Annotated in this window: 10 protein-coding genes; all 10 read left to right on the top strand. The window is 69.7% G+C overall.

Annotation, left to right across the window (positions count from 1 at the left end):
* Positions 1–246: 246 nt before the first annotated feature.
* The 10 genes from ABZ070_RS13080 to ABZ070_RS13035 are packed head-to-tail and all read left to right on the top strand — an operon-like array spanning position 247 to position 10,385.
* Complete coding sequence (locus ABZ070_RS13080; protein ID WP_356633025.1) at positions 247–1,203, top strand: ABC transporter ATP-binding protein; 957 nt, start codon at positions 247–249, stop codon at positions 1,201–1,203.
* Positions 1,200–1,970, top strand: coding sequence for an ABC transporter permease (locus ABZ070_RS13075; RefSeq protein ID WP_356633023.1), 771 nt, complete (start codon positions 1,200–1,202; stop codon positions 1,968–1,970). Before ABZ070_RS13080 ends, ABZ070_RS13075 begins: the two co-directional genes overlap by 4 nt.
* Positions 1,971–1,973: 3 nt before the next feature.
* Complete coding sequence (locus tag ABZ070_RS13070) at positions 1,974–2,792, top strand: ABC transporter permease (protein ID WP_356633021.1); 819 nt, start codon at positions 1,974–1,976, stop codon at positions 2,790–2,792.
* A gap of 6 nt (positions 2,793–2,798) precedes the next feature.
* Positions 2,799–4,070, top strand: a complete 1,272-nt coding sequence (locus ABZ070_RS13065) for an MCE family protein (protein ID WP_356633019.1) — start codon at positions 2,799–2,801, stop codon at positions 4,068–4,070.
* Entirely contained in the window at positions 4,067–5,119 is a 1,053-nt protein-coding gene (locus ABZ070_RS13060) for an MlaD family protein (protein WP_356633017.1), read from the top strand. The genes ABZ070_RS13065 and ABZ070_RS13060 overlap by 4 nt, the downstream gene beginning before the upstream one ends.
* Positions 5,116–6,120, top strand: coding sequence for an MCE family protein (locus tag ABZ070_RS13055; RefSeq protein ID WP_356633015.1), 1,005 nt, complete (start codon positions 5,116–5,118; stop codon positions 6,118–6,120). Before ABZ070_RS13060 ends, ABZ070_RS13055 begins: the two co-directional genes overlap by 4 nt.
* Positions 6,117–7,274, top strand: a complete 1,158-nt coding sequence (locus ABZ070_RS13050) for an MCE family protein (RefSeq protein ID WP_356633013.1) — start codon at positions 6,117–6,119, stop codon at positions 7,272–7,274. The genes ABZ070_RS13055 and ABZ070_RS13050 overlap by 4 nt, the downstream gene beginning before the upstream one ends.
* Positions 7,271–8,566, top strand: coding sequence for an MCE family protein (locus tag ABZ070_RS13045; RefSeq protein ID WP_356633011.1), 1,296 nt, complete (start codon positions 7,271–7,273; stop codon positions 8,564–8,566). Before ABZ070_RS13050 ends, ABZ070_RS13045 begins: the two co-directional genes overlap by 4 nt.
* The gene (locus ABZ070_RS13040; RefSeq protein ID WP_356633009.1) at positions 8,563–9,834 is read left to right on the top strand and encodes an MlaD family protein; all 1,272 of its coding nucleotides are present in this window, start codon (positions 8,563–8,565) and stop codon (positions 9,832–9,834) included. The genes ABZ070_RS13045 and ABZ070_RS13040 overlap by 4 nt, the downstream gene beginning before the upstream one ends.
* Positions 9,831–10,385 (top strand): hypothetical protein, encoded by a 555-nt coding sequence (locus ABZ070_RS13035; protein WP_356633007.1) that lies wholly within the window; start codon positions 9,831–9,833, stop codon positions 10,383–10,385. The genes ABZ070_RS13040 and ABZ070_RS13035 overlap by 4 nt, the downstream gene beginning before the upstream one ends.
* The last annotated feature ends 25 nt before the right edge of the window (positions 10,386–10,410 follow it).

The raw sequence follows: 10,410 nt of genomic DNA, 5'->3' as shown, positions 1-10,410 counted from the left end.
GGCCGGGTTGTGGGCGTGGCCGGGTTGTCGGGGCGCTGCCCCGAGCCCCGCGCCTCAGCGTCGGCGAGGCTGGATTTCGCGGAGCGAAATCAGCCCGTCCGGGGGCACTCCCCCTACGACTGGCGGCGTGCCCCATGGGCCTCCGCCGACCCCGCCCCGAAAAAATCTTTCCCCCGCAGCGACGGACCCCCCTTCCCTCCCCGTAGAGCAGATGTCGGACCGCTCCACGGCTGAAGGGTGTACCGGATGGGTGTCGAGATCTGTGTGGAAGGGCTCACCAAGTCCTTCGGGCACCAGGTCATCTGGCAGGACGTCTCCCTGACCCTGCCCGCCGGGGAGGTCTCCGTGATGCTGGGGCCCTCCGGGACCGGCAAGTCAGTGTTCCTCAAGACGCTCGTCGGGCTGCTGCGACCCGAGCGCGGGTCGATCCGGATCGCCGGCCAGGACATCACCACCCTGCGGGAGCACGAGCTGTACGAGGTGCGGAAGCTGTTCGGCGTGCTGTTCCAGGACGGCGCGCTGTTCGGGTCGATGAATCTCTACGACAACATCGCCTTCCCGCTGCGCGAGCACACCCGCAAGCCGGAGAGCGAGATCCGGCGGATCGTGCTCGAGAAGATGGACATGGTCGGTCTGCTCGGCGCAGAGGACAAGCTGCCGGGCGAGATATCCGGCGGCATGCGAAAGCGTGCCGGTCTCGCCCGCGCCCTCGTCCTCGATCCGGAGATCATCCTGTTCGACGAGCCGGACTCGGGGCTCGACCCCGTACGCGTCGCCTATCTGAACCAGCTCATCGTCGACCTCAACGCGCAGATCGACGCGACGTTCCTCATCGTCACGCACGACATCGCCTCCGCCCGCCAGGTGCCGGACAACATCGGGCTGCTGTTCCGGCGTGAGCTGGTGATGTTCGGGCCGCGTGAGCAGCTGCTGACGAGCGAGGAGCCGGTGGTGCGGCAGTTCCTGAACGGGCGGATGCAGGGGCCGATCGGCATGGCGGAGGAGAAGGACGCCGCCCAGGTCGAGCAGGAGCTGGAGCAGCTGGCCGAGGGCGACGACGCCGCGCCCGGGATCCCGGAGCTGACGCCTCGGCTGCTGCCGACGAAGGGCATCGACCGACCGCCCCGCTGGGAGGCGATCGCCGAGCGCGAGGCGCTGCGGCAGGTGCGGGCCGCGGTGCGCGGAAGGGCGGGCGGCGCATGAGCCTGTCACCCACCGGGGCGCTGCGGCATTCGGGCAGCCTGTTCGCCATGGGGCTCGACGTCCTGCGCACGGTCCCCAAACGGCCCTTCCAGATACGGGAGTTCATCCAGCAGGCCTGGTTCGTGGCGAGTGTGACGATCCTGCCGACCGCACTGGTGTCGATCCCGTTCGGCGCGGTCATCGCCCTGCAGATCGGCAGTCTCACCCGGCAGCTCGGCGCCCAGTCGTTCTCGGGCGCGGCGTCGGTCCTCGCGGTTTTGCGGGAGGCGTCGCCGATCGTGACAGCGTTGCTGATCGCGGGTGCGGGCGGCACGGCGATCTGCGCGGACCTCGGCGCGCGCAAGATCCGCGAGGAGATCGACGCGATGCAGGTGCTCGGCATCGACCCGATCCACCGGCTGGTCGTGCCGAGGGTGCTGGCCACGATGCTGGTGGCGGTGCTGCTCAACGGACTGGTGTCGGTGGTCGGCGTGGCCGGCGGCTACTTCTTCAACGTGGTCCTGCAGAACGGCACTCCCGGCGCGTATCTCGCCTCGTTCACGACGCTCGCCCAGCTCTCCGACCTGTGGGCGGCGGAGCTCAAGGCACTCGTCTTCGGGGCGATCGCCGCGATCGTCGCCTCGTACAAGGGGCTGACCGCGAAGGGCGGCCCGAAGGGCGTCGGCGACGCGGTGAACCAGTCGGTGGTCATCACCTTCATGTTGCTGTTCGTGACGAACTTCGTGATGACCGCCGTGTATTTCCAGATCGTTCCGCAGAGGGGCTGAGCGATGCCGCTGTTGAACCGTGTGCTGCCGCCGCAGCTGGAGGAGTTGGGCAGGCAGCTGTCCTTCTACGGCCGTTCGCTGGCCTGGACCGGCCGCACCCTGCGCCGCTACAAGAAGGAGATCCTGCGACTGCTCGCGGAGGTGAGTTTCGGCCGTGGCGCGCTGGCCGTCGTCGGCGGCACCGTCGGGGTGATCGCGTTCCTGTCGTTCTTCACCGGCACCGAGGTGGGCCTTCAGGGCTACGCGGCGCTCAACCAGCTCGGCACGTCGAACTTCGTCGCGTTCCTGTCGGCCTACTTCAACACCCGTGAGATCGCCCCGCTGGTGGCGGGTCTGGCACTGTCGGCGACGGTCGGGGCCGGGTTCACCGCGCAGCTGGGCGCGATGCGGATCAGCGAGGAGACCGACGCGCTGGAGGTGATGGGCGTCCCGTCGCTGCCGTTCCTGGTGACGACGCGGATGATCGCCGGGTTCGTCGCCGTGATCCCGCTGTACGTGGTCGGCCTGCTGTCCTCGTACTTCGCCGCCCGGACGATCACCACCGGCTACTACGGGCAGTCCACCGGCACCTACGACCACTACTTCCAGCAGTATCTGCCGCCGGTCGACGTGCTGTGGTCCTTCGGCAAGGTGATCGTGTTCGCCGTCGTGATCATCCTGGTGCACTGCTACTACGGCTACTACGCGAGCGGCGGCCCGGCCGGTGTCGGCGTCGCGGTCGGGCGTGCGGTGCGGACCTCGATCGTGGCGATCAACATCCTCGACTTCTTCCTCAGCCTGGCGATCTGGGGCGCCAACACGACCGTACGGATAGCGGGGTAGGGGCCGATGGGCATCGAATCAGGCACCGCGGCGCGCGGTGGCAGGCTGCGGCTGTACGGCATCGTGTTCCTCGCCGTCATCGCATCGCTGCTGTCGCTCTCCGTGGCCGCGTACCAGCAGGTGTTCACGCCGGTCGTACGTATCACGCTCGAGGCCGGCACCCTCGGCAACCAGCTCGACCCGCGGGCCGACGTGAAGCTGCGCGGACTGCTCGTCGGTGAGGTGCGCGAGGTGTGGGCCGACGGGGAGAAGGCGACGCTCGACATCGCCCTGAAGCCGGAGCACGTCGAACGGATCCCGGCCGATGTGCGGGCGCGGCTGCTGCCGAAGACGCTGTTCGGTGAGAAGTTCGTCGACCTGGTGGCGCCGCCCGGCTCGTCCGGCAGGCACATCCGGGCCGGTGACGTGATCACCCAGGACCGCACCAGGGCCGGCATCGAGGTGCAGCACCTGATGAACGACCTGCTCCCGCTGCTGCGCACCGTGCGGCCCGCGGACCTCAACGCCACACTGCACGCGTTCTCCACCGCGCTGGAAGGACGCGGGGACCGCATCGGCGACAACCTGGTCAGGCTGGAGCGCTATCTGCGCGAGCTCAACCCCCACATGCCCTCCTTGCAGGAGGACATCTCCCGCTTCGCCGACGTCGCCGAGGTCTACGGGGACGCGGCACCCGACCTGATGAACATCCTGCGCAACTCCGTCACCACGAGCCGAACGATCGTGGAGAAGCGCGACCAGCTGGCCGCCGCCCTGACCGGAACGGCGAAGGTCGCGGGCTCGGCGGAGAAGTTCTTCGACGACAACGGGGAGCGGCTGATCACCCTGGGCCGAGTCTCGCGCCCGACTCTCGATCTGTTCGCCCGCTACTCGCCCGAGTACCCGTGTCTTCTGGACGGACTGGAGCGCCAGAGCCGGGAGTCCGAGAAGGCGTTCGCGGGCGGCGAGATGCGTATCACCCTCGAATTCGTCTCTCCGCGACCCGCGTACCGACCTGGTGAGGAACCGCGCTATGCCGAGCGCTCCGGCCCGAACTGCCGAAGCATCCCCAACCCTCCCGTGCCGGCGGGACACACCAAGCTCGACGACGGTACGCAGGACGTCGTGGCGGCCGGCGGCCCGCCCGGGGCCGGCCCGGTCTCCTCGACGGCGGCCGAGCAGCGGGCCGTCGGCTCGCTGGTCGCACCGGTCCTCGGGGTGCCCGCCGACCGGGTGCCCGCGGTGGCGACGCTGCTGTTCGGACCCATGGCGCGCGGGACGGCGGTGAGTGTGGCATGAAGGCGTCACGAGCCACCGCGACCGCGGCACCGCTGGTCAAGTTCCTTCTCTTCGCCGTGGTGACGATCCTGGCGACGACGCTGCTCGCGGCGACGATCGTCAACATCTCCTTCACCCCGGAGCACACCTACCGCGCGGTGTTCAGCGATGTCACCAGCCTGGAGGAGGGCGACGACATCCGCGTCGCGGGCGTGCGGGTCGGCGAGGTCGAGGACATCAGGATCAAGGGGGGCCGCATCCAGGACCGGACGCTGGCGGAGGTGACCTTCACCGTCTCCCACGACCGGCCGCTCATGACCAGCACCGGTGCGGTCATCCGCTACCGCAGCCTGGTCGGCCAGCGCTATGTTGCGCTCACCGAGGGCGCGGGCGACGGGACGAGGCTGAAGCCGGGCGGGACGATTCCGCTGGCACGGACCCAGCCCGCCCTGGACCTCAACGCGCTGCTGGGCGGCTTCAAGCCGCTGTTCGCCGCGCTCAGCCCGAAGGACGTCAACCAGCTCGCCACCGAGATCATCAAGACACTGCAGGGCGAAGGCGGAACGGTCAGCAGTCTGCTCACGCACACCGCGTCCCTGACCACGACCCTCGCCGACCGGGACGAGCTGATCGGCTCGGTGATCGAGAACCTCAACACCACGCTGCAGACCCTCGACAGACGCGGCGCACGGTTCTCCGGGCTGCTCAAGCAGTTGCAACGGCTGATCTCCGGCCTGTCCGCCGACCGCAAGCCGATCGGCTCCTCGCTCGAGAACATCGGCTCGCTGACCGAGGCGACCTCCGGTCTGCTCGAGGACGCCAGGCCGCCGCTGAAGGACGACATCGCCGAGCTGACCGATCTCACCAAGACGCTGAACGACAACGAGAAGACCGTGGAGGGCGTGCTGAAGCGGCTGCCGAACAAGCTCGACAAGCTGACCGGAACCGCCTCGTACGGTTCCTGGTTCAACTTCTACCTCTGTGACTTCGACGGCCGGATCGTGCTGCCGAAGACCCGAGAGGTGATCACTCCGGAGCTGCACGTGGCACGGGCGAGGTGCGGCGGATGAAGCTACGTCTCCTGCCGAGGCTCGGCCCGTTCCGCGACAGGAACCCGGTGATGACCGGCGCGGTCGGCCTCACCACGCTCGCGCTGCTGACGGCAGCCGCGTTCAACGCCGACAGCCTGCCGGTGATCGGCAACGGCGACACCTACAGCGCGGCCTTCTCCGAGGCCGGCGGGCTGAGGCCCGGCGACGAGGTGCGCATCGCCGGGGTGAAGGTCGGCAAGGTCGACGAGGTCGACCTCGACGGTGACCATGTGAAGGTCGTGTTCCGCGTCAAGGGCGACCCGCAGTTCGGCACGAGGACCGGCGCGGCCATCCGGATCAAGACGATTCTGGGCGCGAAGTACCTGGCTCTGCAGCCGAAGGGATCCGGGCAGCTGCGGCCCGGCAGCGAGATCCCGCTGGAGCGCACGACCCCCGCCTACGACGTCGTCCAGGCCTTCAGTGATCTGACGACCACCAGCGAGAGGGTCGACACCGACCGACTGGCGAAGGCCCTGGACACCATCTCGACGACCTTCGAGGACTCGCCGGAGGAGGTACGCGCCTCGATCAAGGGCCTGTCGGCCATCTCGAGGACGGTCGCTTCGCGCGACCAGGACCTGCGCGAGCTGCTGAAGCACGCCGACGCGGTCACCAAGGTGCTCGCGGAACGCTCCGGTGAGTTCACCACCCTGGTGAAGGACGGCGACGCGCTCTTCAAGGAGATGACCCGGCGGCGTGCGGCGATCCACGCGCTGCTCAAGAGCTCGGCGGCACTCGGCATCCAGCTGTCCGGCCTCGTCAAGGACAACGAGAAGGAGATGGGCCCGGCGCTCGCGGGGCTGAACCAGGTGGTGCGGATGCTGGAGCGCAATCAGGCCAGTCTCGACCGCAGCGTCGCCCTGCTCGCCCCGTACGTACGGGTCTTCACCAACACCCTCGGCAACGGCCGCTGGTTCGACAGCTACATCCAGAACCTGGTCGCCGCTCCGGTGGTCCCCCGGACAGGAGGCTCACGATGAAGGGCCGCATCCGCTTCAACCCGAAGGGCCGTACGGCCCGGCTGACGGCCGCCGCGGTCACCGCGGCGCTGCTGGTCTGCGTCACGGTCGCGCTGTGGCCGCGCGAGGAACCGGTCCGCGTCACCGCGTACTTCCCACGCACGGTGGGCATCTACCCGGGTTCCGACGTGCGGGTGCTCGGCGTACGCGTCGGCGAGGTCACCGGTATCGTCCCGGAGGGCGGCCGGGTGCGCGTGGAGCTCGAGTACGAACCCGGGCGCAGGATTCCGGCCGAGGCCCAGGCCGCCATCATCAACTCCTCCGTGGTCAGCGACCGTTACGTGCAGATGCTGCCGGTCTACCGCGGCGGGCCCGTGATGCGCGACGGCGCGGTGATCCCTCAGAGCCGCACGGCCGTGCCGGTGGAGCTGGACCGGGTCTTCGACAGCCTGCACACGACGGCCGAGGCACTCGGTCCGAAGGGCGCCAACAAGGACGGCTCGCTCTCGCGGCTGCTGGGAGTGAGCGCCGACAACCTCGACGGCCAGGGCGAACAGATGCACCGGACGGTGGAGGATCTGTCCCTCGCGGTCACCACGCTGTCCGACGGCCGGCAGGACCTGTTCGGCACCGTGCGCAATCTGCAGGTGTTCACCGCGGCGCTCGCCGCCGACGACAAGAGCGTGCGGTCGTTCAACGACAGTCTCGCCGCGGTCGCCGATCAGCTCGCCGGGGAACGCAAGGACCTCGCGGCGGCACTCAAGCACCTGGGGGTGGCGCTCGGGGACGTTTCGAAGTTCGTGAAGAACAACAAGAAGGCGCTGACCGAGGACGTGAGAGGGCTCAGCAAGGTCACCAAGGTGCTGGTCACCCAGCGGGCGGCGCTGGCGGAGCTGCTGGAGGTCGCGCCCACCGGCCTGTCGAACCTCCAGAACGCCTACAACCCCTCGTCCGGCACCCTCGACACCCGTAACAACCCCGACCGTCCGCAGGACCCGGCGACGCTGCTCTGTTCGCTGCTGAAGACCACCGGCGACGCCGGGGGCAAGAACCCCGACTGCGCGGAACTGCGGAAGCTGTTCGACGCGCTGCCCAAGGTGCCGGGCGCGGCACCCCTGTCGGGCACCGGCCAGGTCGACCGGACGCTCGGCGGAATCCTGGAGGCACGCGCATGAGTGCACCCCGCACGCGCAGGGCCGTGGCCCTGGCGACCGCCATGAGCTCCATGATGCTCACCGGCTGCGACTTCAACGGCCTGTACGACGTGAGCCTGCCGGGCGGCGCGGCCGCCGACGGCAACGCCTACCACGTGACGGCCGACTTCAGGGACGTCCTCGACCTCGTCCCGCAGTCGGCTGTGAAGGTCAACAACGTCACCGTGGGCGCGGTCGAGAAGGTGGAGCTGGTCGGCTGGCACGCCCGGGTACGGCTGCGGATCGGGGACGACGTGAAGCTGCCGGGCAACGCGGTCGCGGAGCTGCGGCAGACCAGCATGCTCGGCGAGAAGTACGTGGCGCTGATGGCGCCGTCGGACGGCGCGGCCCGCGGACGGCTCACCGACGGCGCACGGATCCCGCTGTCGCGCACCGGGCGCAACCCCGAGATCGAGGAGGTGCTCTCCGCCCTGTCGGCGCTGCTCAACGGTGGTGGCGTGGCTCAGCTCAAGACGATCACCGTGGAGTTGAACAAGGCGCTGGAGGGCCGGGAGAACCGGGTCAAGGACCTGCTCGGCGAGCTGGACACGTTCATCGGCGGGCTCGACAAGCAGCGCAAGGAGATCGTCCGGGCGCTCAAGGGCATCGACCGGCTGGCGAAGCGGCTGGCCACGGAGGAGAAGACGATCGCTCAGGCCGTGGACACGGTGCCCGGCGCGCTGAAGGTCCTGGCCGACCAGCGCCGCAATCTGACGGCGATGCTGACCTCGCTCTCGGATCTCGGGAAGACGGGCACCAAGGTGATCACCACCTCCCGTGCGGACACGGTGGCCAACCTCAAGAGCCTGCAGCCGATCCTGGAGCAGCTGAACAAGGCCGGCAGCGATCTCCCCAACTCGCTGGAGCTCCTGACGACCTATCCGTTCCCCCGGAACGTGACCGGCGCGATCAAGGGCGACTACGTCAACCTCAAGATCACCGCGGATCTGGACCTCGCGAGCATCTACGGCAACCTCGCGGAGGAACCGAAGAAGCCCGGCACCCCGCGACAGCCCGAGCTGCCGGAGGTTCCCGGCACGCCCGACCTGCCCGAGGTGCCCGGCCTGCCACAAGCGCCGCTGCCGACCGCGCCCCCTTCGGTTCCCGGCGCGCCGACGCCGGGCGCTCCCCCGCCCCCCGGCGGCGACGGACCCCTGTGCCCGCCGGTGTGCGCCGGCAGCCAGGTCGCCTACAGGGACGGCGACGGACGCCGGCTGCCCGCGGGGATCGACCTGTCACTGGCCGAGCTGATGCTGAAGGGAATGCAGCCGTGATCACACGTACGGTCAGGGCCCAGCTGATCGCCTTCGCCGCGGTCACCGCGGTGGGGTGCTCGTACGTCGGCGCCCGCTACACCGGCCTGGTGGACAGCCTGCTGGACCGCGGGTACACCGTGCGGGCCGACTTCGCCGACTCCGGGGGCATCTTTCAGGGCGCCGAGGTCACCTACCGTGGCGTTCCGGTGGGCCGGGTCGGTGAGCTGCGGCTCGCCGGCACGGACGGCGTCTTCGTGGCGCTGGACATCGAGGACGGGACCCGGATTCCGGCGGACACACTGGCCGTGGTGGCGAACCGTTCCGCGGTCGGCGAGCAGTACGTCGACCTCCAGCCGCGCCGCTCCGGCGGCCCGTATCTGCACGAGGGCAGCAGGATCCCGCGCGTCGACACCAGGGCCCCGCTGCCCACGACGGCGCTCGTCCTCAGCCTCGACCGGCTGGTCGACTCGGTCGGCAAGGACGATCTGCGGGTCACGGTCGACGAGCTCGGCAAAGCGTTCGCCGGCACCGGGCCGCATCTGAGCAGGCTGGTGGACTCCGGCAACCTGCTGGTCGAGTCGGCCTCCGAGCACCTTCCCGAGACGACCTCGCTCATCGAGGACTCGCGGGTGGTGCTGAAGACCCAGAGCGACAAGGGATCGGCGATCAAGTCGTTCTCCCGCGACCTGGCCGCGCTGACCGCCGAACTGAAGGCCCGCGACGGTGATCTGAGGCGGCTGGTCGGCAACACCGCCCCGGCGGCGCAGGAGGTCGACTCGCTGCTGAAGTCCAACGAGACGCATCTGCCGGTGCTGCTCTCCAATCTGATCAGCGGGGGCCAGGTCACCGTGGCCCGCCTGCCCGGTGTGGAGCAGGCGCTGGTGACGTTCCCGGTGATCGTCGCCGGCAGCTACACCGTGATCCCCGGCGACGGCACGACCCACTTCGGCATGGTCGTGAACGCCGACGACCCGCCGCCGTGCCGCGCGGGTTACGGCACCCAGCGGCGCGACCCCGCGGACACCTCGGAGCGGCCCGCCAACAGCGCGGCGCGCTGCACCGAGCCGCGTGGCAGCGGTACGTCCGTGCGTGGCGCCCAGAACGCGCCGGGCCCCAAGGGGTCCGGCGGCGCGCGGCAGGCGGCACACGTCACCCCGTACGACCCGGAGACAGGCACCCTCGCCGGGCCGGGCGGCACGCTCCTCGAGATCGGCTCGACGGGCGGAGAACAGAGCACGTTCGGAAAGGACTCGTGGCAATGGCTGCTCGTGGGACCGATGGCATGAGCGCGGGTGGTGTCCTCACCCGCCCGGCAATTCTGCTGCGGCGGCTCGGCGGCGGGCTCGCCACCGCGGCGGGGCGCGGCAGGGCAGTGGCTGTGACGCTGGCCGTGGCGGCCGTCGCCGTGACGGCACTCGGCGGCCTGCTGTGTCTCCAGGTGTACGAACAGCGGGCGGAGGTCCGTCGCCACCAGGACATCCTGGCTGCCGCCCGGCAGTCCGCACTGAACTTCACGTCGCTGGACTACCGGCACTACGACAGGGACAGCTCGAACGTGCTGAAGGGCGCGACCGGAGACTTCAAGAGGCAGTTCGCCGCGCAGACCGGCGAGTTGACCAGGCTGGTCGCCGCCAACAGGTCCGTCTCCGAGGGGCAGGTGCTCGAGGCGGGCATAGCGCGGGCCGACGAGCGCTCGGCACGGGTGCTGGTCGTCGCCGACAGCAAGGTGACGAACAAGGCCGCGCCAAAGGGGCAGTCCCGCACCTACCGGCTGCAACTCGACCTCGTGCTCGAGAAGGGCCGTTGGCTGACATCCGATGTCGAGTTCGTCGGCTGACCCGGCGGGCGGCACACCCGAGCGC

Origin of the sequence: Streptomyces sp. NPDC006283 (assembly GCF_040613325.1) — a bacterium.
Lineage (GTDB): Bacteria > Actinomycetota > Actinomycetes > Streptomycetales > Streptomycetaceae > Streptomyces.
The sequence above is the reverse complement of the archived record's forward strand: the minus strand, read 5'-3'. Positions and strand labels throughout refer to the sequence as shown.

Bases quoted from the DNA above. Each gene is read 5' to 3' on its own strand.
- ABZ070_RS13050 (WP_356633013.1), top strand. From the start codon at position 6,117: ATGAAGGGCCGCATCCGCTTCAACCCGAAGGGCCGTACGGCCCGGCTG.
- ABZ070_RS13055 (WP_356633015.1), top strand. From the start codon at position 5,116: ATGAAGCTACGTCTCCTGCCGAGGCTCGGCCCGTTCCGCGACAGGAAC.
- ABZ070_RS13075 (WP_356633023.1), top strand. From the start codon at position 1,200: ATGAGCCTGTCACCCACCGGGGCGCTGCGGCATTCGGGCAGCCTGTTC.
- ABZ070_RS13065 (WP_356633019.1), top strand. From the start codon at position 2,799: ATGGGCATCGAATCAGGCACCGCGGCGCGCGGTGGCAGGCTGCGGCTG.
- ABZ070_RS13060 (WP_356633017.1), top strand. From the start codon at position 4,067: ATGAAGGCGTCACGAGCCACCGCGACCGCGGCACCGCTGGTCAAGTTC.
- ABZ070_RS13080 (WP_356633025.1), top strand. From the start codon at position 247: ATGGGTGTCGAGATCTGTGTGGAAGGGCTCACCAAGTCCTTCGGGCAC.
- ABZ070_RS13035 (WP_356633007.1), top strand. From the start codon at position 9,831: ATGAGCGCGGGTGGTGTCCTCACCCGCCCGGCAATTCTGCTGCGGCGG.
- ABZ070_RS13070 (WP_356633021.1), top strand. From the start codon at position 1,974: ATGCCGCTGTTGAACCGTGTGCTGCCGCCGCAGCTGGAGGAGTTGGGC.
- ABZ070_RS13045 (WP_356633011.1), top strand. From the start codon at position 7,271: ATGAGTGCACCCCGCACGCGCAGGGCCGTGGCCCTGGCGACCGCCATG.